Source organism: Mesorhizobium sp. M1295, from assembly GCF_040318135.1.
GTDB lineage: Bacteria > Pseudomonadota > Alphaproteobacteria > Rhizobiales > Rhizobiaceae > Mesorhizobium.
In genome coordinates, this window is sequence record NZ_JAMYLU010000008.1 from 202,833 (window position 1) to 225,915 (window position 23,083).

Sequence of the window (23,083 nt, forward strand, 5' to 3'; positions counted from 1 at the left end):
CTATGTCCGACATCCTGCGCAAGATCGAGGCTTACAAGCGCGACGAGATCGCGGCGGCCAAGGCGCAAGTGCCGTTTGCCGAGATCAAGGCACGGGCAACGGACGCCGAAGCGCCGCGCGGCTTTCTTTCCGCCCTTGAAGCAAAGCGCCAATCCGGCAGGTTCGCGCTGATTGCCGAAATCAAGAAGGCTAGCCCATCCAAAGGCCTGATCCGCGCCGATTTCGATCCGCCGGCGCTGGCCAGGGCCTATGCGGAAGGCGGTGCCGCCTGTCTTTCGGTGCTGACCGACGCACCCTCTTTCCAGGGGGCGCCCGCGTTCCTCAGCGATGCGCGCGCTGCCGTCGAGTTGCCTGCCTTGCGCAAGGATTTCCTGTTCGATCCCTATCAGGTCTACGAGGCCAGGGCATGGGGCGCCGATGCCATACTGATCATCATGGCCAGCGTCGACGACGCGTTGGCAAGAGAACTCGAAGCGACAGCTTTCGGGCTCGGCATGGACGCGCTGGTCGAAGTGCATGACGAGGCTGAGATGGAACGCGCGCTGCAGCTGTCGTCGCGGCTGATCGGTATCAACAACCGCAATCTCCGGACCTTCGAAACCAGCCTCGAGACCTCGGAACGGCTGGTCGCGATGGTGCCCGCCGACCGCCTTCTGGTCAGCGAGAGCGGTATCTTTTCGCATGACGATTGCCGCCGGCTGGAGCGGAGCGGCATCGCCACTTTTCTGGTCGGTGAGAGCCTGATGCGTCAACAGGACGTGGCCGCTGCAACGCGCCTGCTTTTGACGGGCAAGGCGCCGGCAGAGGCGATCTGAGGATGGCGGCCGCCCTCACCCATCTTGGCGCGCGCGGCGAAGCCAACATGGTCGATGTCGGCGACAAGGCTGAGACGGTGCGCACGGCAGTCGCGGAGGGCTTCGTGTCGATGCGGCCCGAGACCCTGGACATGATCCTCGCCGGCGATGCCAAGAAGGGCGACGTGCTCGGTACCGCGCGTATCGCCGGCATCATGGCGGCCAAGAAGACGCATGAACTGATCCCGCTCTGCCATCCACTGCTGCTGACCAGGATATCTGTCGATATCGAGCCGGACGCAGCTTTGCCCGGCCTGAAGGTCACAGCATTGACCCGCGTCACGGGCAAAACCGGCGTTGAGATGGAGGCCCTGAGCGCCGTCTCGGTCGCTTGCCTGACCATCTACGACATGGCCAAGGCGGTCGACCGCGCCATGGTCATCTCCGGTATCAGGCTGGTTGAAAAGACCGGCGGCAAATCCGGCGACTACAAGATCACCGAAGATGGGGTCACCGAGGCAGGCCGCTGATGGCGCTGGTCCCAGTTGCTGAGGCGCTCGAGCGCCTGTTGGACGGCGCAGCTGCACTGCAGGGCGAACGCGTCGCGCTGCTGGATGCCGCCGACCGCGTGCTGGCGGAGCCGGTTGTGGCGCTCCGCACTCAGCCGCCGTTCAACGCCTCCGCCATGGACGGCTATGCCGTGCGGGCGGCTGATATCGCGTCCTTACCAGCAAAGCTTTCGGTGGTCGGCATGGCGCCGGCCGGAAGCGGCTTTGCCGGGACGGTGCAGCAGGGGCAGGCCGTCCGTATCTTCACCGGCGCGCCGCTTCCCGAAGGCGCCGACACCATCGTCATCCAGGAGAACGTCCGCGATCTCGGCCGCGGTGTCGTCGAAGTGACGGAGCCGACGGTGCAGGGGCGAAACATCCGCCGCCTCGGGCTCGATTTCGCCAAAGGCGACGTCCTGCTGCACAAAGGCCGCCTGCTCGACCCGGCGGCCTTGTCGCTGGCGGCATCGGCCAACCACCCCGAGGTCGGCGTGGTCAAAAGGCCGTTGGTCGCCATCATCGCCACCGGCGACGAATTGCTGCCGCCGGGCAGCGAGCTTGGCCCCGACCAGATCATCTCCTCCAACGCCTATGGTGTCGCCGCCGCCGCACAGTCGGTCCGTGCGCGAGTGCTCGACCTTGGCATCGCGCCGGACCGCAGGGAGGCGATCGCTGCGCTGGTGGAAAAGGCCGTGAAGGCTGGCGCGAACGTCATCGTCACGCTGGGCGGTGCCTCGGTCGGTGACCACGATTTCGTCCATGACGTGCTGACCGGGCAAGGCATGACTCTCGATTTCTGGAAGATCGCCATGCGGCCGGGCAAGCCGCTGATGTTCGGGCGGCTGGGCGACATTCGCTGCATCGGCTTGCCCGGCAATCCGGTGGCGAGCCTGGTCTGCACCCAGCTCTTCCTGAAGCCGCTGCTGGCGCGGCTCGGCGGCCGCGCCTTTCAGCAGGATATGCGTGAGGCACGGCTCGGCGCTGCCATGCCGGCCAACGATCTCAGGCAGGATTATGTGCGGGCTGTTGTCAGCGCTGAGGCCGGCACGCTCGTGGCGACGCCGTTCAGCATCCAGGATTCCTCGATGCTGAAAATGCTGGCCGATGCCAACGGGCTGATCGTCCGTGCGCCGTTCACGCCCGCCGCGGCGGCGGGCGCCGCTTGCGACGTGCTGATGCTACGCTGAACCTGCCTCACTCCGAGATCAAGGTCCGGGTCAGCGGATGGTCTGGATCGGCCAAACCGTCGATGATGTTGAAATGATGCCGGTCAGGCTCGACCACCGAACTGGTCGCGGCACCCAGGCCGATCCAGATGTTGGCCAGCAACGCGCTCTGGCGCAGGAATTCGGCGCGCTCGCCGCCGCCGGCCCAGCAGGTCAGGCGGGCCTTGTCCATCGGGCGCAGCAGCACCGGGCTTTCGGCCTGCGCCTCGGCCTCATCGATCGCCAGCGTCTCGTTCATGCCGGTGCGCATGATCGGGCGCAAATCGTGCACACCCGAGATCGATACGACATGGCGAATGCGCCGGACAATTTCGGGCGCCAGCGGCGTCGTCGTCGTAACCATCCGGCTAACAAGATGGCCACCGGCCGAGTGTCCGGTCAGCATCAGCGGCCCTGCGACCATCCCCGCCGCCTTGCCGATCGCCGCGCCGACTTCCTTGACGATGCCGCCAATGCGCATCTGCGGACAGAGCGTGTAGGACGGCATCGCCACGGCATAGCCGCGATCAACAGCGCCAGCGGCAAGATGCGACCAGAAACTCTTGTCGAATGCCATCCAGTAGCCGCCATGGACGAACACCACGAGCCCCTTGGGCTTGGTGGCCGGCAGGAAAAGATCGAGCCGGTTGCGTGGGCCATGGCCATAGGCCATGTCGAGCCGCGCCCGGCCCTCGGTCGAAAGCACGTCGCGAAAAACCCGCGCGGGCTCGACCCAGGCCGCCGGCCAGCGATCGCTGCCGGCTATGTTGGCGCCGTTGGCATAGGCGTTGTCCCAATCGGCAATGTGACGTTCGAACACCCTGCGCCCTCCCCTGGCAATATGGCCTTGCAACGAGCGTGAGCATCGCGCGGCGCGTCGTCGCCAGCCTCACGATTCCAGCTCTCGCATCAATCTCAAGTGACAGCCGCCTTGATGGCGAAGCGCGCATCCTTCCACGCACCGGTGCGCAGGATGTCCTCAAGCACTTCGACGGCCTGCCAGACATCGGCATAGCCGACATAGAGCGGGGTGAAGCCGAAGCGCATGGTCGATGGCGCGCGAAAATCGCCGATCACGCCACGTTCGATCAGCGCGCGCATGATCTGGTAGCCATGCTCGTGCATGAATGAAATCTGGCTGCCGCGTTTTTCCCCGTCGCGCGTGCTTTCGAGCGTTAGCCCGTAAGTGCCGCACTTTGCCTCGACGAGCTCGATGAACAGATCAGCCAGCGCGATGCTCTTCTTGCGCACCGCCGTCATGTCGACATCGTTCCAGATGTCGAGCGCGCCCTTCAGCGTGCGCATCGACAGGACCGGCTGGGTGCCGCACAGAAACCGGCGGATGCCGGTGCCGGCCGCATAGCCTGGCTCGAAGGCGAAGGGCCGTGCATGGCCCCACCAGCCGGTGAGCGGCTGCTGGATGTCGGCAAGATGCCGCTCAGCCGCATAGATGAAGGCAGGCGCGCCCGGTCCGCCATTCAGATATTTGTAGGTGCAGCCAACGGCAAAATCGGCGTTTGCCGTGTCGAGCTCGACTGGCATCGCACCGGCGGTGTGGCAGAGATCCCAGACGATCATCGCCCCGGCTTCCTGGGCCCTGCGCGTCAGCGCCGGCATGTCGCGCAGTTCGCCCGACTTGTAGTTGACGTGGTTGACCAGCACCACGGCGGTGCGTTCGTCGATCAGCTCTTCGATGCTCGGCGCGTCGACCCCCGAGAGGCGCAGCAGCGTATCTTTTCGCGTCGAAACCACACCCTCAGCCATGTAGAGGTCTGTCGGAAAACTGTCGCCCTCGGCGACGATGACCTGCCGCTCCGGCCGCATGGCCATGGCGGCGTGCAGCAGCTTGTAGATGTTGACCGATGTCGTGTCGCAGACCACCGTCTGGCCGGCCGCGGCACCGATCAGGCGCCCGAGCTGGTCGCCGAGTTCGAGCGGCATGTTGAACCAGCCGGCCGTGTTCCAGGCGCGGATGAGATCATGCGCCCATTCTTCGGTCGCTGCCTTGCTCAATTCATCGAAAGCTGCACGCGAAGCGGCCCCTAGCGAATTGCCGTCGAGATAGATCACTCCTTGCGGCAGCACAAAGCGGTCGCGCATCGCGCGCAGCGGATCTGCAGCATCCATCGCCCTTATGGCAACGAGATCGCGAATTCCTGTCATGATTTGTCTGCTCCCCCAAGATTCACCGCAACGCCGGACACGCATCGACGGCATCCATCGGTCACGAGCGGTTCTCCATTACCTGGTATCGCGCAGCAAGGCTCCACCGGCGACAAGTTGCCTGACCACGCGGTGGAAACCAGGAGCCAAGCCAACCCAAGGTTGGCGTTTTGAGTTCGTTTCGTTCACGGTGCATTGACCAAACCGCACAGTCGATACGGCTTCAATTCCGTGCCCTTTGCCGGCTGACGGCCGATACCAGTGCCGCCTTCTGGGAACCCAGAGGCCGCAAACGAAAGCAGAATCAAGGCGATGACGCCCGCGGCGGTGAAAATGCAGCGTTCCGGTTTGGTGAGTGGTATCGTTTCCCGAGCCCTAACACATTCATTAAACTTTAAACAGTTGCGGAACACAACTGGAACAGATAGTGTTTGTTCTGGGTTTGTTTTTCTGATTCTGTTGGGGGTCGCTATGCTGACACGCAAACAACACGAACTGCTTATGTTCATCCACGAAAGGCTGAAGGAAAGCGGTATCCCGCCCTCCTTCGACGAGATGAAGGAAGCGCTCGACCTGGCTTCCAAATCGGGAATCCACCGGCTGATTACGGCGCTGGAGGAGCGCGGCTTCATTCGCCGTTTGCCCAACCGGGCCCGTGCACTGGAGGTGCTGCGCCTGCCCGATTCGATCGCCCCCGGCCTAAATGCGGCACGCAAGTTCTCGCCGAGCGTCATCCAGGGCAGTCTTGGGCAAGGTCCTCGGCAGGGCAAGCCGACATCGTCGCGCATGCCTGCAGCCGGCAATGACGACGATGTCGTCGCCGCCGTGTCGATCCCGGTGATGGGCCGCATCGCCGCCGGTGTGCCGATCGATGCCATCCAGCACCAGACGCATTCGATCTCGGTGCCGCCGGACATGATCATGGGCGGCGAGCATTATGCGCTGGAGGTCAAAGGCGATTCGATGATCGAGGCTGGCATTTTCGACGGCGACACGGTGATCATCCGCAATGCCGATACGGCGAGCCCCGGTGAGATCGTGGTGGCACTGGTCGACGAGGAAGAAGCGACGCTGAAGCGGTTCCGCCGCAAGGGCGCCTCGATCGCCCTGGAAGCCGCCAATCCGGCCTACGAGACGCGCATCTTCGGACCAGACAGGGTCAAGGTGCAGGGCAAGCTCGTTGGGCTGATTCGCCGCTACTGAGCTGCGCCCTTGGCGCCGGCTTTTGGCTTGTCGGCTCTGCGGTATGGCGGCATGCCCCGCGCCGCGCGGGAAAATTTCCGCTGCACGTGCCAGGGCCGGTATGATTTTTCGACGGCGAAGCGGATTTCGGCGCGTGTTGCCGCTTGTGGATCGAAATAGACGGCCGCACTTCCCGCGCGCGCCAGTTGCCGTTTGGTGACGACGAGGACCAGCCGGTCGTAGTAGCAGGGATTATGGGCGGTGGCGTCGTCGATGACGATCAAGCTGGCAAAGGCGCAGGCTGGCCGTGCAGTATCGCGGTCATTGGCTAGCGCGATGATCGCGCCGGATGGATGCCTGGCAAGGCAGAGACCGTCCGTGCAAATGAACGGCATGCCCGGCGGTAAGTCGGCCGGATCGGCAATGTCGAATTGCGGATCGTTCTTTCCAGGTGTTTCCGGCGCGACGATAGCCTCTGATGTGAGCGCGCGTTTCCAGTTGTCGATGGTGAACTCATTCGGGCGTGCCCGGTTGACCGCGAGTTCACCGCTGCCGATCGGCAGCGCGACGAGCCGTGCGTCCTCCGAGATCAATACATCGGGTACGCGCGTCTGCGTTGTCGTTAGCAAGCCGGCGAGCGCAAAAGGAAGGGCCACGAGCCGCAACCAGGTCGTCGCCATGCTGGCAATGACGAGAGCGATCGTCACCAAAAGGACAGATCTCAGCGAAATCAGCCCGACCGCATCGATCGGCGAGCGCTCGGAGATCCACCCGGACAGGGCGATCATCGCCGTCAGCCCCTTGCCCATCACGTAGAGGAAAGGCCCATCCGCGCCGAACGGCATCGCCAGCGCACTGAGGACGGCGAAGGGCATGACGACCAGTGAGATGATAGGCATGATGGCCAGATTGGCGAACAGGCTGAGCGGCGCCACGCGCTGGAAATGCCATATGGCGAAAAGCGCCGTGGCGCTCCCTGCAATGATCGAGGTCATCGCCAGGCCGCCCATGCCCAGCAGTACCTTTCTAGTGGCAAAGCGTAGCGGCGACCGCCGGGGCGGCGGCGTGGTGGCCCCGCCGGCGCGGTAATCGGACCAGCCTGCATAGGCGCCGACAAGGGCCGCCGTCGCGGCGAAGGACATCTGGAAGCTCGGACCGACCACCTCGTGCGGCGACACCAGAATGACCGCGATGGCCGAGATCGCCAGGTTGCGCATGGTGAGCGCGGCCCGGTCGAACAGCACGGCGATAAGCATCACCGCCAGCATGATGAAGCTGCGTTCGGCCGCCACCACAATGCCGGAAAAGACGAGGTAGGCCGCAATCGAAAAAAGCGCGGCGGCCGCGGCATATTTCTTGACCGGCCGTCGCGATGAGAAATCGGGAAACAACGCAAAGGTGCCGCGTAGCAGCGCCATGATGGTGCCGGCGACCAACGCCATATGCAGCCCCGAGATGGAGATGATGTGATAGATGCCTGTACGCCGCATCGCTTCGTTGATCTCCTCGGGAATGCCGGCGCGCACGCCGACGATCAGCGCAGCAGCAATCTCGCCCTCGGCGCCGCCGATGCGGCTGCGGATATGGTCGGCGATGGATTCGCGCGCGTCTTCGATCGAGGAAGAAAGCCGCGCGGCAAGCGGCATGCTGCCCGACGACACGACTTTCGGATTGCCGAGAAAAAAGCCGCTGCCGCCGATACCGGCGAAATAGCTGTCGAAGGAGAAATCATAGCTGTCGGGCCGCACCGGCCCGGTCGGCGGCAGCAGCCGCACATAGCCGGCGATCTCGGAACCGGCGGTCAGCTCAGCCGGTATTTTCATCGCCGAAACGCGGACCCGTTCCGGCATGTAGCGCAGTGTCGGCCTGGCGGTTGAGATCACATCGATCGTCAGCCTGATGCGGCCGCTCGCCATGGGCTCGAACGATACGACGCGACCCGTGAGGCGCGTTGAGATTTCGGAACCGAGCATATGCGTTCCGACACGCCAGGTCTCGACCTTGGCGGCAAGCACGCCAAGCGCGCAGAGCAACGCCGCCATGAAGCACAGGCGGGTTCTGGGCCACGACCGCGAGGCGACGGCACAGAGGGCTGCCAAGGCGACGATTGCGATCGGCTGTGGAAAGGCCGGCTCCACCGCCAGCGCAAAATATACGATCACCCCGCATGCGAGGAACACCGGCACCAGCAGGAAGGCAACCCCACGGTCGAGCTCCAGGCCGACCGCCGAGGTTACGCCGTTGCGGATACGGGACGGTGACGGGAGGCGGAAACGCCGGCGTAGGCGCACGATGGGCTCGGCCGCGGGCACGAGAACCGTTGCTGGGTCGCTCGCCGGCAGCGACGGGGCATCAAAGCGTGGAACCGGCAGCAATGCCGGTGCCGGCAGGACAGGCACGGGCGCGGCAAACAGCAAGCGTTCGCTGACGCCGCTGCCAACGTCCTCGCCCTCGCCCGCACCACGGCCTCGCACAGCCATCGGGTCTGCCCCTTGCGCCCTCGACCTCCTATGCTACATGAACGCGCAACGCGCGAAAGTCCGCAAACCCACTTCCTTCGCCTGCCTGAGAGTTCCATGCCCGACAAGGTCGTCACCCGTTTTGCCCCCTCGCCCACCGGCTATCTGCATATTGGCGGGGCGCGCACGGCGCTGTTCAACTGGCTGTATGCCAAGCACACAGCCGGCACGATGCTGCTGCGCATCGAGGACACCGACCGCGAGCGTTCCACCGATGCGGCAACCGCGGCCATCCTCGACGGGCTTTCCTGGCTTGGCCTGACATGGGACGGTGAGCCGGTGTCGCAGTTCGAGCGTGCGCCGCGCCATCGCGAGGTGGCCGAGGAACTCGTTCGCATGGGCAAGGCCTATTATTGTTACGCGACGCCTGCCGAGTTGGAGGCAATGCGCGAGAGCGCACGAGCCAAGGGGCTGCCTCCCCGCTATGACGGCCGCTGGCGCGACCGCGACCCCTCCGAGGCGCCGGCCGGCGCCAAGGGGGCGATCCGCATCAAGGCGCCGACAGACGGCGAGACGGTTGTGCATGACCGCGTCCAGGGCGACGTGCGCTTTCCCAACAAGGATCTCGACGATTTCATTATTCTGCGCTCGGACGGCAACCCGACCTACATGCATGCCGTCGTCGTCGACGATCACGACATGGGCGTCACCCACATCATCCGCGGCGACGACCATTTGACCAACGCCGCCCGCCAGACGGTGATCTACCATGCCATGGGGTGGGAGGTGCCGTCGATGTCGCATATCCCGCTGATCCACGGTGCCGACGGCGCCAAGCTGTCGAAACGGCACGGTGCGCTCGGCGTCGAGGCCTATCGCGCCATGGGCTACCTGCCGGAGGCGCTGCTCAATTATCTGGCGAGGCTTGGCTGGAGCCACGGCGACGATGAGATCATGTCGATCGCCAACATGATCGCATGGTTCGACATTGGCGACGTCAACAAGGGCGCCGCCCGTTTCGACTTCGCCAAGCTCGAGGCGCTGAACGGCGTGCACATGCGCCGCATGAACGACGCGGCGCTGCTCGACATCTTCATCGCCACTCTGCCCTATCTCGACGGCGGTCCGGCGATCGCAGCTAGCCTCGACGACAGACGCAAGGCGCAATTGCTTGCCGCTTTGCCAGGCCTGAAGGAGCGCGCCAAGACGCTGGTCGAACTTGTTGAAGGGGCTGCATTCCTGTTCGTCGAGCGGCCGATGCCGGTCGACGAGAAGGCGGCGGCGCTGCTCAGCGGTGAGGCGCGCGCGATCCTGCGGGGCGCTCATGCGGCACTGGCCACGATTTCGGACTGGTCTGCCGCCTCGGCGGAAGCCGCGATCCGCGACTATGCGCAGGCCGGCGGCCACAAACTCGGCGCCGTGGCCCAACCTCTGCGCGCCGCGCTCACCGGCAAAAGCACCTCGCCCGGCGTCTTCGATGTGCTGGCCGTGCTTGGCCGCGAGGAAGGCCTGGCGCGGATTGCCGATCAAATCGATTAGGAAACTGGCCCAAGAAGATTGGCATTGAAAGGTGTGTTTCGCAGTGCAACATTGGGTCTTGGCCTAATCTGGCGCGCAGATTCAATTGCGGGCGCAAATGTGCGTATTCCGATGCTTTTGACGTGTTGGGTTCAATGTTTTGCCGTTGCCGGCCTGAGGAAACAAAAAGGAGTTTGCTATGACCGAACCTGCGACAAAGATGGAATTTGGCGGCAAAACCCAGGCGTCGACGGCAAAACTGGAACTCGACGGCAAAACCCATGAATTCAAGATACGAAGTGGTTCGGTAGGACCTGATGTCATCGACATCGGTTCGCTCTACAGCACCACCGGCGTATTTACCTACGATCCCGGTTTTACGTCGACGGCGAGCTGCGAATCGGAAATCACCTTCATCGATGGCGATGCCGGTATTCTCTTGCACCGCGGCTACCCGATCGACCAGCTGGCCGAGCACGGCGACTTCCTCGAAGTCTGCTATCTCTTGCTCTACGGAGAACTACCGACCAAGGCGCAGAAGGACGATTTCGACTACCGGGTGACGCGCCACACCATGGTGCATGAGCAGATGTCGCGCTTCTTCACCGGCTTTCGCCGCGATGCCCATCCGATGGCGGTGATGTGCGGCGTGGTCGGCGCGCTGTCCGCCTTCTATCACGATTCCACCGATATCTCGGACCCTTATCAGCGCATGGTCGCCTCGATGCGGCTGATCGCCAAGATGCCGACGATCGCGGCGATGGCGTATAAATACCACATCGGCCAGCCGTTCATTTATCCGAAGAACGAACTGAATTTCGCAGCCAACTTCCTGCATATGTGCTTCGCCGTGCCTTGCGAGGAATACAAGATCAATCCGGTGCTGGCGCGCGCGATGGAGCGCATCTTCATCCTGCACGCCGACCACGAGCAGAACGCCTCGACCTCGACCGTCCGCCTCGCCGGCTCGTCGGGCGCCAATCCCTTTGCCTGTATCGCTGCCGGCATCGCCTGCCTGTGGGGTCCTGCACATGGCGGAGCCAACGAGGCAGCCCTGAACATGTTGGGCGAGATCGGCCATGTCGATCACATCCCGGAATTCATTGCGCGCGCCAAGGATAAGAACGATCCGTTCCGATTGATGGGCTTTGGCCACCGCGTTTATAAGAACTACGATCCGCGCGCCAAGATCATGCAGAAGACCGCGCACGAAGTCCTGGGCGAGCTCGGCATCAAGGACGATCCGCTGCTCGACATCGCCATGGAGCTGGAAAAGATCGCGCTGACCGATTCCTATTTCATCGAGAAGAAGCTCTACCCCAACGTCGATTTCTATTCCGGCATCACGCTGAAGGCGCTGGGCTTCCCCACTACCATGTTCACCGTGCTGTTCGCGGTTGCCCGCACCGTCGGCTGGATCGCGCAGTGGAAAGAGATGATCGAGGACCCGCACCAGAAGATCGGCCGTCCGCGCCAGCTTTATACCGGTGCGCCGGAACGGGATTACGTGCCGATCGCGAAGCGGTGAAGGTAGCGAGTAGCGAGTAGCGAGTAGCGAGTAGCGAGTAGTAGCTGAAGCAGCTTGGCTGTTACGGCCAGCACCATTTCCTATTCGCTACTCACTACTCGCTCACTTCCTCACCATGCCCATCACCACCCCCGCCGCCATCTCGCCTGACGGCTTGTCGGTTGCCATACGCCCGGCGATGTCGGCAAAACCGTCCTTCTGCCAGGCGCGGTAGGCGGTATCGGAGAATAGCGCCTCCAGCTGGCGCGCCAGATAATGCGGACGCACATATTGGTTGTAGTGTTCCGGCACGACCGGCCGGTCGGCGATGAGATTGGGCAAGGCTGCGCTCCAAACTTTGATCAGTCCCTGCGCCATGCGCATGACCGGATCGAGCCGGTAGCAGGAGATCATCGGCACGCCCGCCAGTGCCAGTTCCAGCGATACCGTCCCCGACGCGATCAGCGCCGCATCGGCCTTGCCGAAGGTCTGCCATTTGCGTTCGGCATCAAGGATGATCTCCGGCTTCTCGTTCCAGCTCGCGACCGAGGTCCTGACCAGGTCGGCGACGTGCGGCACCGTCGGCAACAGCAAGCGCAAGCGGTGCCCGCGCGCCCGCAGGATCGATACCGTTTCGCCGAACGGCCCGACCAGGCGCCGCACCTCGCCGCGACGCGAACCGGGCAATACAAGCAACGTTTTCACACGGTCGGCGGAGAGGTCACGCGGCTGCGCCTGCGCCCTGGCGGCACTGACTATGCCCGGATCGTGTGCAAGGCGATGCCCGACATAGGTGCCGGGCGGCCCGCCCAGGCGAGCGAGTTCCTTCACCTCGAACGGCAGGATACAAAGAATGTGATCGACATATGGCTTCATCGCCGCCGCCCTGCCCGGCCGCCAAGCCCATACGCTCGGGCAGACATAGTGGACGATCGGGATCGTCGGATCGGCGGCGCGCACCTTCTTGGCGACGCGCAGCGAGAAATCCGGACTGTCGATGGTGATAAGGCAGTCGGGCTTTTCATCGACAATCGCGTTTGCCGTCTGGCCGATCCGCCGCATCAGGCGCGGCAGGTCGCGCAGGATAGCGCTAAGCCCCATCAGCGCGATCTCGCTGCCGTCGAACAATGGCGCCAAACCGAGCGCCTGCAAATGGCGGCCGCCGATGCCTACGAGCCGAACTTCGCGCCCGGTCATGCGCTTTAACGCCTGCACGAGGTCGGCGCCAAGCAGGTCGCCGGACTCCTCGCCGGCGACGACGGCTATCTTCAACGGCTGCTCATTCGCCATGCGCCGGCTCCGCAGCAGGCAGGCCGATCACGAACAGGCCGAGTGCATTGGCACGCCCGATGGTGGCAGGACCTTCGAGCACCAGCGAGCGGCCGGCTTCGACGGCAATGCCGGCCAGTCCGGCGGCATGCGCCGCCTCGACGGTCAGCGGGCCAATGGAGGGCAGATCGGCACGCAGTTCCTGACCGGGCTTGGCGCATTTGACCAAAACACCACGGCTCCTGCCAGCCAGCCTGCCGTGCCCGCGCAATTGTTTTGTCCGCTCGAGCAGCCCGTCTGTGCCCTCGACGCCTTCCAGCGCGATGGCGCGGCCACCAACCGCAACAGCCGCCTGGCCAATATCCAGCGCGCCGATAGCTTTTGCTGCAGCGTGCGCCGCCTCGATGTCGCGCCAGTCGGATTTGCGTGGCGCCATCTTGGTCAGCGGGCCTTCAGCGGCGACCAGTTCCGGCACGATCTCGTGAGCGCCGACAACCTTGATGCCGCTGCGCTCGATCCTGCGCACGAACAGTTTCAGCACCGTATCGTCCCCCCGGGTTACACCGACGAGAAGGCTGGGTAGCCAGGCGAGCAGGCCCAAATTGAGGCGCATGGCGCTCAGCCTGGGGCGGCGCGTAATATGTCCCGCGGTCACCAGATGCGTAACGTGATGCCGCTTGAGCATCGGCAGCAGCGAGCCGACGTCCTCCAGCCTCAAGCTTGCCTGCTCATAGGGCTCGAAATCGACTATGCGGTCGACCTCGCCCGCCGCCATGACGACGAAGGGAGGTTTGCCTTGCCGGGCGAGCGCTCGGGCAATTTCGACCGGGAGACTGCCGCCGCCGGCGATGATGCCGACCTTGGCATCTGGCGCGAGATCAAGGCCCTTTCCGGCAGCCTCAATCTTCGTCATCTGCCCTCAGTCTTCATCATCGGTATCGTCGCCGTCGCCACCTTTGAGCGACGGCACGGCATAGTGCCGCTTGCCGCGGCCAGCGATGAAATCGACGATCTTCATGGCGCTCGGCGACGAGGCGAATTCCGCCTTGGCGAACTCGATGTTTTCGCCGACGGTCCGAGAGCGATCGAAGATCGTGTTGTAGGCTTTGCGCAGCAAGTGGATCTCGGAACGCGGCAGGCCGGCGCGCTTCAGGCCAATGATGTTGAGGCCGCGAAGGCTGGCACGGTTGCCAACGGCGATGGCGTAGGGAATGACGTCGCCGACGATCGCCGAGCAACCGCCGAGAAAGGCGTTATCGCCGATGCGGACAAACTGATGAACCGCGGTAAGGCCGCCGATGTAGACATTGTCACCGACTTCGCAATGCCCGCCTAACGTCGCTTGATTGGCGAAGGTGGCGTTCCTGCCGACCACGCAGTCATGTGCAATGTGGGCATAGGCGAGGAAATTGCCGTTGTCGCCGATCGTCGTTTCGCCGCGGCTGGAATCGGTGCCGAGATGCATGGTGACGCCTTCGCGGATCGCGCAGTTCTCGCCGATCACCAGCGTGGTACGGCCGCCCTTGTGCTTGGTGTTCTGCGGCGGCCCGCCCAGTATCGCCATCGGATAGACCTTGGTCGATGCACCGATGGTGGTCGCGCCCATCACCGACACATGGCTGACCAGTTCGACACGGTCGCCGATCACGGCGTCGGGGCCGACGTAGCAGAAGGGTCCGATGCGGGCGCCTTCGCCAATTTGGGCGCCTGCCTCGATGACCGACGATGGATGGATGACTGTCTGGATTTTCATTAGCATTCGTTTGTCAGCCGCTTGCGACCATCATTGCCGAGATCTCGGCTTCCGCCGCCTTGGTGCCATCGACGAGGGCCTCGCAGGCGAATTTGAGAAGATTGCCGCGTTTCTTGATTTTCTTCACATGAATTTTCAATTGGTCGCCTGGAACGACCGGCTTGCGGAACTTGGCGTTGTCGATGGTCAGGAAATAAACCAGCGACGGCTTTTCCGTACCGAGGCTGCGGATGCAGATGGCGCCGGCCGTCTGCGCCATCGCCTCGATGATGAGCACGCCGGGCATGACCGGCTGGTCGGGGAAATGACCTTGGAAATGCGGCTCGTTTATGGTGACGTTCTTGATGCCGATGGCGGATTCGTCGCCATCTATGTCGACAATGCGGTCGATCATCAAGAACGGATAGCGGTGCGGCAGGAGCTTCATCAGCCGCATTATGTCAACCGCTTCGAGCGTCGCCGCTGCGATCTCAGCCATTTCCCCCCTCACCCTGTTTGCGCGTCCGTGCAAGTCTGCGCAAGGCCGCTATCTCGCGCATGGCTTCCGCCATCGGCTGCGCCGGATATCCTCCCCAAATCTCACCTGCAGGCACATTGCTCATAAACCCGCTTCTTGCGGCAAGCTTGGCCCCGGACCCGATGGTCAAATGATCCGCAAGGCCGACGCCGCCACCCATGGTGACGTTGTCGCCTACCGTCACGGAACCGGAAATACCCGAAAGCCCGGCTATAATGCAATTGCGGCCGATGCGAACGTTGTGGGCGATCTGCACCAGATTGTCGATCTTGGTGCCCTGGCCGATGATCGTGTCGGACATGGCGCCGCGATCGACGGTCGTATTCGAGCCGATCTCGACGTCGTCCTGAATGATGACGCGGCCGATCTGCGGAACCCGCTCCGGACCCTTGGCGCCGGCAACGAAACCGAAGCCATCCTGGCCGATCCTGGCACCGCCATGGATGATGACGCGATTGCCGATCAACGCATATTGCACGCTTGCACCTGGACCGACATAGCCGTCGCGGCCGATCTGAGAGGAAGGACCGATAACCGCATGCGGGGCAATGACGGTTCCGCTGCCGATGGCAGCGCGCGGCCCGATGACCGCGCCTGCTTCGATGATCGCACCGGCCTCGACATGGGCGGTCGGATCGACATGGGCGTGCGGCGAGATACCGGTTTCGCTGGTCATCGGTCCAGGCGTTGCAGCCGCCGGGAAAAGCAGGCGCCCGACCATTGCGAAAGCCTGCTGCGGGCGCGGATGCACCAGCACCGCAATGCCCGCCGGCGCCTTGCCGGCAAATTCGGCGGGGCAGAGAACCGCTGCCGCCCGCAGTGACTGCATCAGCGCGAAATTGCGCCTCCCATCGACGAAGACAAGCGCGTTCTCGCCGCCTTCGTTGGCGGGCGCCAGAGCCTCGATCGATACATCGGAGAGACCGGAATCGACAAGCGTCGAGCCGGTCAGATTCGCGACTTCGCCGGCCGTATACCGGCGTGAGGGCGCGAAGAACACCGGATCGGTCATTCCAGAAGCAATATCCAGCTAGCGCATGACCCCGGAAATCGGAAGTCGATCCTCGGAAAGGATCATGCGCAAAAACAAAGTGCTACAACATCCTTTGCGTGTCCAATAGGACGCGCTGCGCTGTAGTGTCGGGTCACCGCCCATCCGGATCCAAACGAGCCGGAAGCATCGTTACCCGCACATCAGAAGCGGGTCGATATACCGAAGTTGAATTCCTGCACGTCGTCGGTCTTTTCCTTCTTGACCGGGATCGCATAGTCGATGCGGATCGGACCGAAGGGCGATGCCCACATCAGGCCGACACCGACAGAAGCGCGCCATTCCATTCCGGTTGTCGACTGATCGACGAGGCCACTTGCAATCTTGCTGCCGTAGAGCGTTGCCGCATCGGCAAACACTGCCCCGCGGAGGCCGAAGCTTTCCGGGATAACCGGCAGCGGGAACTGGGCTTCGGCCGAGGCGTTGAAATAAGTGGTTCCGCCGAGATGGTCGTTGCGGTTGTCCAAGGCAACCGGACCGATGCCACCATATTCGAAGCCGCGGATCATACGGTCGCTGCTCTGGAAATGGTCGAAGACACGTAGATCGCCGCCGCCATATCCCTGGACATGGCCGGCGCCGCCGGAAATGAGGCCTACCAGATCCAATTGTTCGGACAACGTCTGATAGATGCTGCCGCGCGCCGTGACCTTGATGAACTTGGCGTCGCCGCCGACGCCGGCCACTTCGGTGTTGACATTGGCATAAAGCCCGTCATGCGGGTTCTTCATGTCGTCGATGGTGTTGTAGATCAGGCCGAGGCTGACCGACGACTTGAGCCATGGGCTCTCGTTAACTCCGTTTTGGATCGCCTGGGAGACGTTGCAACCGGCCATTGGGTCGCAGTCTTCGTCGAACTCGTACTTCTCTTGCGCGATATTGTACGCGAGCTGCGTCGTGATGTTGTCGGTGATCGGCAGACCGAAACGCACTGTCGCGCCCGTCGTATCGCTGTCGTAATGGTCGTAGTTTCGGCTCTGCTTGTAGATGTCGAAGCCGGCCGCGATGCGCCGCCCAAGGAAATAAGGTTCGGTGAAAGAGAAGCTGTAGTCGCGCGAGTTCTTGCCGCCGCCCGCCGCCACCTTGATGAATTGGCCGCGACCGAGGAAATTGCGCTCACTGATAGAACCTTCGACGGACGGACCTGACGTTTCGCCACCAGTCGAATAGCCGGCACCGATCGAGAATTCACCGGTCGACTTCTCGACTACGTCGACCACCAACACGACCTGGTCCGGCTCAGAGCCCGGAACGGTGGAAATCTCGACTTTCTCAAAATAATCGAGCGCTTCCAGCCGCCTCTTCGCGCGCTGGATGAGAACCTGGTTGAACGCATCGCCTTCGCTGACATCGAATTCGCGGCGAATGACGTAGTCGCGCGTTCGATCGTTTCCGCGGATCTCGATGCGCTCGATATAGGCCTTGGTGCCCTGGTCGATTGTATACACAACCGAGATCGTGTGGTTTTCGAAGTTGCGATCGCCGCGCGGCGTCACCTGGGCGAAGGCATAGCCCGAACCGGCGACTTTCTCGGTCAGCGCGATGATCGTGTCCTCGACGTCCTTGGCGTTATAGACATCGCCCTTGTGGGTCTGGACTACCGATTCAAGCGACTTGCTGTCGACCTCGGGGATTGTGCTTTCGACACTGACATCGCCGAACGTATAACGCTCGCCCTCCTGCACCGTGATGGTGACGGTGTATTTGTTGGTGGTGTCGTCGAGTTCGCCGACAGCCGAGACGACCTGGAAGTCGGCATAGCCGTGATTGTAATAGAAGCGGCGCAACAGCTCTTGGTCGGCCCGCAGCTTGTCCTCGTCATAGACGTCGTCGCGCAGCACGAAGGAAAGGAAGGACGAGCGCTTGGTGGAGATGATGTCCGACAGACGGCGGCTCGAATAGGCGCTGTTGCCGACGAAATTGATCGCTGCGATCTGGGTGCGGCCGCCTTCGTTGATGTTGAAGACCACGTTCACGCGGTTGTCGCCGAGATCCATGATCTGGGTGGTCACGGCGGCGTCGTCGCGGCCGATACGCCTGTAAGCGGCCTTGACCGCCTCAACGTCGGTGTCGAGTTGCTGTTGCGAGAAGGTGCTGCGCGGCTTCAATTGCACCGCAGCTTCAAGCGCGTTGTCCTTGAGCTTCTTGTTGCCCTGGAACAGCACCTGGTTGACGACCTGGTATTCGGAAACCTTGATGACCAGCGTCGATCCGACTTGGTTGATCTGCACGTCCGAAAACAGCCCGGTGCCGAACAGCGCCTTGACCGCATCGTCGATGTCGGAGCTGGAAAACGCCTTGCCCGGCTTGATCGTCACGTAATTGCGGATGGTGTCCGCGTCGACACGCTGATTGCCGGTGACTTCGACTCTGGAGACGACAGCCGCCTCGGCGGCCGATGTGGCAACGAACTGCACTGCGAGCGCGCCTGGTACAACCAGAGCGGCGGACATAGCCACCGCGGACGCGGCGCTCAGAAACTTGGATGCTGCCTTCATCGGGCTTTTGTACCTTTTCTCGAAGTCCCCACGGCGAGAAAACCGGACGTGCGGTAATTTCCCCTACCGTATTAACCGGATTTTCCCTACACGCAAGGCTTCTGGTTAATTTGTATTTACTTAACCCTGTGGCGTGGCTTTCGCGTCACGCATATCCCCACGCATGGTAAACGGCGTCTCAACATTGCTCGTGCCGAAGCCAAATTCCTTCATGATTTCAGCACCCAAACAGATCGTTCCAGAAAACAAAGCCCATGAAGCCGAGCACCAATATGAGGCCGCTTCGGTAAGCCATTTCCATCATCCGTTCGGACACCGGCCGCCGGATGACAGCCTCCACGCCGTAGAACAGAAGATGCCCTCCGTCGAGGGGGGGAATCGGCAAAAGGTTGAGAATCCCGATCCCGACTGACAGGAATGCAACAAGCTGTACGAGCCATTCAAAGCCGAGCTTTGCCGCCTGACCCGACATCTTGGCGATCTTGATAGGGCCGCCCAGCTGGCACTTGTCCTCGCGACCGACAACGAAACGTTGCAGGAACTGGCCGGTGCGCTGAATGACGTGTCCGGTTTCCTGGACCGCTGCCCCGACCGCCCCGGCCGGACTGTAGGTGATCAGCCGTGGCTGGCCGAGTTCCTTGTTGTTGACGACGCCGATCACGGCCACCTGGACCTTGTTGCCCAGTGCGTCCTGTTGTTCCATCAAGCGCGGCGTCGCCGTGACGGTGATTTCCTTGCCGCCGCGTAGCATGACGAAGGTGATGCTGTCGCCGGCACGGCCGGAGACCAGACGCTGGACGTCGGCAAAGGTCTCGACCTTGCTGCCGTCGACGCTGACGAATCGGTCGCCGGGCATGATGCCGGCCGCCGCCGCCGGACTGCCGACGGTAACCTCAGCCACCATCGGCTCCAGCACGGGACGGCCATGGACAGAAAAAAGCACGGAAAAGACAGCGATCGTCAGCAGGAAGTTGAACAGCGGCCCCGCCACCACTGTCGCCGCGCGCTTCCAGATCGGCTGCGTGTGGAAGGCGACCTTGCGTTCTTCGTCGCTCAGCGCCTCGATCTCCTCCGAGCTGGGCTGGCTCGACGTCGCGTTCATGTCGCCGACGAACTTGACGTAGCCGCCGAGCGGTATGGCGCAAAGCTTCCAGCGCGTGCCGCGGCTGTCGTTGAAGCCGATGATTTCAGGACCAAAACCGATCGAAAAGGCCTTTGCGCCGATACCGCACCAGCGGCCGACGAGGTAGTGGCCCATTTCGTGGACGAAAACGACCACGGTCAGCACGAACAGGAAAGGCACCAGCGTGCCGAGGACAAAGCCCTCTGTGCTGAAAACCGCGTGAAGAATCTCGTTCAATTCATGCCCTCAAATTCATCCACGGCGCAGGTCACGCTGCGACTGTGACATCAATCCAGGCGAATCCATGGCGCAACCCGCGCCAGCCCGCCGTCGGATGCCGCTCAAACCGGGAACAGTCCCTGTGCGGGATGGTCGGCGGTCGCGGAAATCCAGCCGATGACGTATAGGGCGAAAGCCGCCGCGACAAGCCCGTCGACCCGATCCATGATGCCGCCATGGCCGGGTATTAGCGCGCCGGAGTCCTTACGGCCGTGGCGTCGCTTGATCCATGATTCGAACAGGTCGCCGGCTTGCGCGACGATCGAAAGCACCAGTGCGATCACGCCAAGCACGACAACGTTGCCCGTTCCGGCTACGGCGGCCAGAAGCAGCCCGGCCACCACGCCGCCGATCGCCCCGCCGAGCGCCCCGCTCCGCGTCTTGCCCGGCGAGATCGACGGCGCCAGCCTTGGACCACCGACGGAGCGGCCGACGAAATATGCAAAAATATCGGTCGCCCAAACCACGGCGAACAGAAAGAGGATGGCCAGCAGCCCGGAACGGTCGCCGTCGCGCAAGAAGGCCAGCGACAGGCCGGAAACCGCCGCATAGGCAAGGCCGGATGCTTCCCACGGTCCTGCCTTGCGCATCGACGCCGCGATGGCAGCGACAGCAACCAGAGCCGCGACGAGCGGCAGCAGCAAAGACGCAGGCAGGCCGGCGATGAGGGCACCGATAAAGACCACGATCAGCGCCTCGGGCAGAAAGCGGAAACCTGCCGTAGCATTAGCACCTGCCGGCGCAACGGGGCGGCTCATCCGCGTCCACTCGTAGAAGATCACCGCCGCCATGGCAGCGCAAAGCAACCGGAAGGGCAGTCCGCCAAGCCAGGTCAGGCCGAGCGTAACGATGGCAAGCACGACGGCCGAAATGACGCGGAGCTGAAGGTTGCTCATCCCTCAGCCCGAGGCGACGTCTTGGGCGGCAAGTCCGCCGAAGCGGCGCTCGCGGCCGGCGAAATCGCGCAGTGCATCGGACAGGTGCTCGCGACTGAAGTCGGGCCAGTAGCAAGGCAAAAAAACAAGTTCGCTGTAGGCGGCCTGCCATAACAGGAAATTCGACAGCCGAAGCTCGCCGCTGGTGCGGATAACCAGTTCCGGGTCCGGAATGCCCTCTGTATCGAGCGAGTTGGCGAAGGACTCTGCCGTGATCGCTTCGCTGTCGATCTCGCCACGCGCCACCGCCGCGGCGAGCTTGCGCGCTGTGCGGACGATCTCGTCGCGCCCGCCATAATTGAAGGCGATGACCAGCGTCAGCGCCTCGTTGCGGAGAGTGAGCGTTTCGGCTTCCTCGAGCAGGCCTCTTATGTCGGGCTGCAGCCCTGCCCTGTCACCGATGACCCTGATTCGGACGCCGCTCTGGTGCAACTCGGCGAGATCGCGTCGGATGAAAAGCTTCAGCAGGCCCATGAGGTCGCTGACTTCGGATTTCGGCCGTGACCAGTTTTCCGACGAGAAAGCGTAGACGGTCAGGAAGGAGATGCCCAGGTTAGGGGCGGCGCGCACCGTCTTGCGCAGCGCTTCGACGCCGGCGCGGTGACCGGCGAGCCGCGGCAAGCCGCGCGCCTTGGCCCAGCGTCCGTTTCCGTCCATGATGATCGCGACATGCGCGGGCGTTGCCATGTTCTCGCTTCCGGGCCAGCCGTGGCCAGACCCTAGACCTGCATGATTTCCGCTTCCTTGTCGGAAAGCAGGTGGTCGATGGTGCTGATTGTCTCGTCGGTTAGTTTCTGAACCTGGTCGGCCCGTTTGCGGTGGTCGTCCTCGCTGATGTCGCCGTCCTTTTCCGCCTTTTTCAGAAAGTCCATGCCGTCCCGGCGAACGTGACGCACAGCGACGCGGGCATTCTCGGCATAGCCGTGCGAGATCTTGACAAGCTCCTTGCGGCGCTGCTCGTTGAGTTCAGGCAACGGGATCCTGAGATTGGTGCCGTCTACGATTGGATTGAAGCCGAGATTGGATTCACGGATGGCGCGGTCGACGGCACTGACCATCGACTTGTCCCAGACCGAAACCGAGATCATGCGCGGCTCCGGCACCGACACGGTTGCCACCTGGTTGATCGGCATGGCGGTGCCGTAGGCCTGCACCTGGATGGCGTCGAGCAGGCTGCTCGAGGCGCGGCCGGTGCGCAGCGAAGCCAGATCATGCTTGAACGCGGCGATCGCCCCGTCCATGCGCCGTTTGAGATCGTCGTATTCGCCACTCATCATCGTCTCCTCGACCCGTTTAGCCCGGGTTCACTGCCTTGAGGGTAAAACCCTGTTCGAGCCTCAATCCGCGAACTGGTCCCTCTTTCGGGTTCACGGTCCGGATTAATCGTCGGCGACAACCGTGCAACGGCCGCCGCCACGCAGGATATCACCGAAACCACCCTTCTCGTGGATCGAATAGACGATTATCGGAATGTTGTTTTCGCGCGCAAGTGCAATCGCCGCGGTATCCATGATCGAAAGCCCGCGTTTTATGACGTCGCTATGGCTGATGCGCTCGAAGCGTGTCGCGTTCGGGTCCTTCTTGGGATCAGCCGAATAGACGCCATCGACCTGAGTGCCCTTGAACAAAGCATCGGCGCCGATCTCGGCGGCGCGAAGGGCTGCAGCCGAATCGGTAGTGAAAAACGGATTGCCGGTGCCACCGGCGAAGATGACGACCTTGCCCTGGTTCATGTAGGCGGTTGCCTGACGCTGCGAAAAACTTTCGCACAGCTCGGGCATGGCGATCGCCGACAACACCACGGCGTCGACGCCGATCTTGTTGAGCGAGGTGCGTAGCGCCAGCGAATTGATGACCGTGGCAAGCATGCCCATATGGTCGCCGGTGACGCGGTCTCCGCCTTTTGATGCAACCGCGACGCCGCGAAAGATGTTGCCGCCGCCGATGACGACACCGACCTCGATGCCCAGTGCGCGGGCCTCGGCAATGTCGGCGGCGATGCGGTCGACCACCGATACGTCGATGCCGAAATGCTGTTCGCCCATCAACGCTTCGCCCGACGCTTTCAGCAAGACACGTCGGTAGAGGGGCTTCACCGTCATCTGGTCCTCGTCATCATGCGTGTGACGCGCTTCGGTGGCGCCCCGAAACACTGGGCGTTCCGATACACGAAGGGGGCCGCGGGGTGCCACGGGGGCCGCGCCGGTAAATTTTGGTTCAGGGTGTTATTAAAAAAATAAGCGGGGGACGGAGGAATGGGTGGTGTTGGAGGGGGGGGGCGG

The 23,083-nt window shown here is 62.8% G+C and carries 20 protein-coding genes; 6 read left to right on the forward strand and 14 right to left on the reverse strand.

Annotated elements, in window-relative coordinates; genetic code table 11:
* Positions 1 to 2 precede the first annotated feature (2 nt).
* Genes trpC through NKH29_RS14240 form a run of 3 tightly spaced genes read left to right on the forward strand, consistent with a single transcriptional unit; the run spans position 3 to position 2,529 of the window.
* The gene (trpC, locus tag NKH29_RS14230; RefSeq protein ID WP_352482658.1) at positions 3 to 815 is read left to right on the forward strand and encodes an indole-3-glycerol phosphate synthase TrpC; all 813 of its coding nucleotides are present in this window, start codon (positions 3 to 5) and stop codon (positions 813 to 815) included.
* Between the two features lie 2 nt (positions 816 to 817).
* Positions 818 to 1,324, forward strand: a complete 507-nt coding sequence (moaC, locus tag NKH29_RS14235; RefSeq protein ID WP_023717712.1) for a cyclic pyranopterin monophosphate synthase MoaC — start codon at positions 818 to 820, stop codon at positions 1,322 to 1,324.
* A complete protein-coding gene (locus NKH29_RS14240; protein ID WP_352999933.1) occupies positions 1,324 to 2,529 on the forward strand; it encodes a molybdopterin molybdotransferase MoeA in 1,206 nt (401 codons plus the stop codon). The genes moaC and NKH29_RS14240 overlap by 1 nt, the downstream gene beginning before the upstream one ends.
* A gap of 7 nt (positions 2,530 to 2,536) precedes the next feature.
* Here NKH29_RS14240 and NKH29_RS14245 read toward each other — a convergent pair whose 3' ends face one another.
* Together NKH29_RS14245 and kynU are read right to left on the reverse strand one after the other, a co-directional pair.
* Positions 2,537 to 3,367 carry a hormone-sensitive lipase gene (locus NKH29_RS14245; protein WP_352790160.1) on the reverse strand — a complete coding sequence of 277 codons (831 nt, stop codon included), beginning with the start codon at positions 3,365 to 3,367 and terminating at the stop codon, positions 2,537 to 2,539.
* A 95-nt stretch (positions 3,368 to 3,462) separates the two neighbouring features.
* On the reverse strand, positions 3,463 to 4,710 hold the full coding sequence (gene kynU / locus NKH29_RS14250; RefSeq protein WP_352908369.1) for a kynureninase: 1,248 nt from the start codon (positions 4,708 to 4,710) through the stop codon (positions 3,463 to 3,465).
* Between the two features lie 471 nt (positions 4,711 to 5,181).
* Between kynU and lexA the strand changes: the two genes are divergently transcribed.
* Positions 5,182 to 5,913 carry a transcriptional repressor LexA gene (gene lexA / locus NKH29_RS14255; protein WP_352790155.1) on the forward strand — a complete coding sequence of 244 codons (732 nt, stop codon included), beginning with the start codon at positions 5,182 to 5,184 and terminating at the stop codon, positions 5,911 to 5,913.
* On the opposite strand, the gene NKH29_RS14260 is transcribed toward lexA, so the two are convergent.
* Positions 5,907 to 8,372, reverse strand: a complete 2,466-nt coding sequence (locus NKH29_RS14260) for a ComEC/Rec2 family competence protein (protein ID WP_352790153.1) — start codon at positions 8,370 to 8,372, stop codon at positions 5,907 to 5,909. The genes lexA and NKH29_RS14260 overlap by 7 nt on opposite strands.
* A 96-nt stretch (positions 8,373 to 8,468) precedes the next feature.
* Between NKH29_RS14260 and gltX the strand changes: the two genes are divergently transcribed.
* Both gltX and gltA read left to right on the forward strand, forming a co-directional pair.
* A complete protein-coding gene (gene gltX, locus NKH29_RS14265) occupies positions 8,469 to 9,890 on the forward strand; it encodes a glutamate--tRNA ligase (protein ID WP_023717717.1) in 1,422 nt (473 codons plus the stop codon).
* A gap of 178 nt (positions 9,891 to 10,068) precedes the next feature.
* The gene (gene gltA / locus NKH29_RS14270; RefSeq protein WP_023717718.1) at positions 10,069 to 11,397 is read left to right on the forward strand and encodes a citrate synthase; all 1,329 of its coding nucleotides are present in this window, start codon (positions 10,069 to 10,071) and stop codon (positions 11,395 to 11,397) included.
* Positions 11,398 to 11,499: 102 nt separating this feature from the next.
* Here gltA and lpxB read toward each other — a convergent pair whose 3' ends face one another.
* From lpxB to pyrH, 11 genes are all read right to left on the reverse strand, one after another.
* A complete protein-coding gene (gene lpxB / locus NKH29_RS14275; RefSeq protein ID WP_023717719.1) occupies positions 11,500 to 12,666 on the reverse strand; it encodes a lipid-A-disaccharide synthase in 1,167 nt (388 codons plus the stop codon).
* On the reverse strand, positions 12,656 to 13,558 hold the full coding sequence (locus NKH29_RS14280) for an LpxI family protein (RefSeq protein ID WP_023717720.1): 903 nt from the start codon (positions 13,556 to 13,558) through the stop codon (positions 12,656 to 12,658). Before NKH29_RS14280 ends, lpxB begins: the two co-directional genes overlap by 11 nt.
* 6 nt (positions 13,559 to 13,564) lie before the next feature.
* Positions 13,565 to 14,398, reverse strand: a complete 834-nt coding sequence (gene lpxA / locus NKH29_RS14285; RefSeq protein WP_352790151.1) for an acyl-ACP--UDP-N-acetylglucosamine O-acyltransferase — start codon at positions 14,396 to 14,398, stop codon at positions 13,565 to 13,567.
* 13 nt (positions 14,399 to 14,411) lie between these two features.
* Positions 14,412 to 14,876: a 3-hydroxyacyl-ACP dehydratase FabZ gene (fabZ, locus tag NKH29_RS14290; RefSeq protein ID WP_023717722.1), complete on the reverse strand. Its 465-nt coding sequence runs from the start codon at positions 14,874 to 14,876 to the stop codon at positions 14,412 to 14,414.
* Positions 14,869 to 15,927, reverse strand: a complete 1,059-nt coding sequence (gene lpxD / locus NKH29_RS14295) for a UDP-3-O-(3-hydroxymyristoyl)glucosamine N-acyltransferase (protein WP_352999935.1) — start codon at positions 15,925 to 15,927, stop codon at positions 14,869 to 14,871. Before lpxD ends, fabZ begins: the two co-directional genes overlap by 8 nt.
* Positions 15,928 to 16,109: 182 nt before the next feature.
* Positions 16,110 to 18,464 (reverse strand): outer membrane protein assembly factor BamA, encoded by a 2,355-nt coding sequence (bamA, locus tag NKH29_RS14300; protein ID WP_352482671.1) that lies wholly within the window; start codon positions 18,462 to 18,464, stop codon positions 16,110 to 16,112.
* Positions 18,465 to 18,681: 217 nt separating this feature from the next.
* Complete coding sequence (gene rseP, locus NKH29_RS14305; protein ID WP_352482672.1) at positions 18,682 to 19,824, reverse strand: RIP metalloprotease RseP; 1,143 nt, start codon at positions 19,822 to 19,824, stop codon at positions 18,682 to 18,684.
* A gap of 104 nt (positions 19,825 to 19,928) precedes the next feature.
* Positions 19,929 to 20,762, reverse strand: a complete 834-nt coding sequence (locus NKH29_RS14310; RefSeq protein WP_352790148.1) for a phosphatidate cytidylyltransferase — start codon at positions 20,760 to 20,762, stop codon at positions 19,929 to 19,931.
* A gap of 3 nt (positions 20,763 to 20,765) precedes the next feature.
* Positions 20,766 to 21,488 carry an isoprenyl transferase gene (locus tag NKH29_RS14315; protein WP_023717727.1) on the reverse strand — a complete coding sequence of 241 codons (723 nt, stop codon included), beginning with the start codon at positions 21,486 to 21,488 and terminating at the stop codon, positions 20,766 to 20,768.
* A gap of 32 nt (positions 21,489 to 21,520) precedes the next feature.
* Positions 21,521 to 22,075: a ribosome recycling factor gene (frr, locus tag NKH29_RS14320; protein WP_084642476.1), complete on the reverse strand. Its 555-nt coding sequence runs from the start codon at positions 22,073 to 22,075 to the stop codon at positions 21,521 to 21,523.
* A gap of 105 nt (positions 22,076 to 22,180) precedes the next feature.
* Positions 22,181 to 22,903 carry a UMP kinase gene (gene pyrH, locus NKH29_RS14325; RefSeq protein WP_023717729.1) on the reverse strand — a complete coding sequence of 241 codons (723 nt, stop codon included), beginning with the start codon at positions 22,901 to 22,903 and terminating at the stop codon, positions 22,181 to 22,183.
* Between the last annotated feature and the right edge of the window lie 180 nt (positions 22,904 to 23,083).

Excerpts from the sequence above, each read along its gene's own strand:
- trpC (WP_352482658.1), top strand. The coding sequence starts at position 3 with ATGTCCGACATCCTGCGCAAGATCGAGGCTTACAAGCGCGACGAGATC.
- moaC (WP_023717712.1), top strand. The coding sequence starts at position 818 with ATGGCGGCCGCCCTCACCCATCTTGGCGCGCGCGGCGAAGCCAACATG.
- NKH29_RS14240 (WP_352999933.1), top strand. The coding sequence starts at position 1,324 with ATGGCGCTGGTCCCAGTTGCTGAGGCGCTCGAGCGCCTGTTGGACGGC.
- kynU (WP_352908369.1), bottom strand. The coding sequence starts at position 4,710 with ATGACAGGAATTCGCGATCTCGTTGCCATAAGGGCGATGGATGCTGCA.
- lexA (WP_352790155.1), top strand. The coding sequence starts at position 5,182 with ATGCTGACACGCAAACAACACGAACTGCTTATGTTCATCCACGAAAGG.
- NKH29_RS14260 (WP_352790153.1), bottom strand. The coding sequence starts at position 8,372 with ATGGCTGTGCGAGGCCGTGGTGCGGGCGAGGGCGAGGACGTTGGCAGC.
- gltX (WP_023717717.1), top strand. The coding sequence starts at position 8,469 with ATGCCCGACAAGGTCGTCACCCGTTTTGCCCCCTCGCCCACCGGCTAT.
- gltA (WP_023717718.1), top strand. The coding sequence starts at position 10,069 with ATGACCGAACCTGCGACAAAGATGGAATTTGGCGGCAAAACCCAGGCG.
- lpxB (WP_023717719.1), bottom strand. The coding sequence starts at position 12,666 with ATGGCGAATGAGCAGCCGTTGAAGATAGCCGTCGTCGCCGGCGAGGAG.
- NKH29_RS14280 (WP_023717720.1), bottom strand. The coding sequence starts at position 13,558 with ATGACGAAGATTGAGGCTGCCGGAAAGGGCCTTGATCTCGCGCCAGAT.
- lpxA (WP_352790151.1), bottom strand. The coding sequence starts at position 14,398 with ATGAAAATCCAGACAGTCATCCATCCATCGTCGGTCATCGAGGCAGGC.
- fabZ (WP_023717722.1), bottom strand. The coding sequence starts at position 14,876 with ATGGCTGAGATCGCAGCGGCGACGCTCGAAGCGGTTGACATAATGCGG.
- lpxD (WP_352999935.1), bottom strand. The coding sequence starts at position 15,927 with ATGACCGATCCGGTGTTCTTCGCGCCCTCACGCCGGTATACGGCCGGC.
- bamA (WP_352482671.1), bottom strand. The coding sequence starts at position 18,464 with ATGAAGGCAGCATCCAAGTTTCTGAGCGCCGCGTCCGCGGTGGCTATG.
- NKH29_RS14310 (WP_352790148.1), bottom strand. The coding sequence starts at position 20,762 with ATGAGCAACCTTCAGCTCCGCGTCATTTCGGCCGTCGTGCTTGCCATC.
- NKH29_RS14315 (WP_023717727.1), bottom strand. The coding sequence starts at position 21,488 with ATGGCAACGCCCGCGCATGTCGCGATCATCATGGACGGAAACGGACGC.
- frr (WP_084642476.1), bottom strand. The coding sequence starts at position 22,075 with ATGAGTGGCGAATACGACGATCTCAAACGGCGCATGGACGGGGCGATC.
- pyrH (WP_023717729.1), bottom strand. The coding sequence starts at position 22,903 with ATGACGGTGAAGCCCCTCTACCGACGTGTCTTGCTGAAAGCGTCGGGC.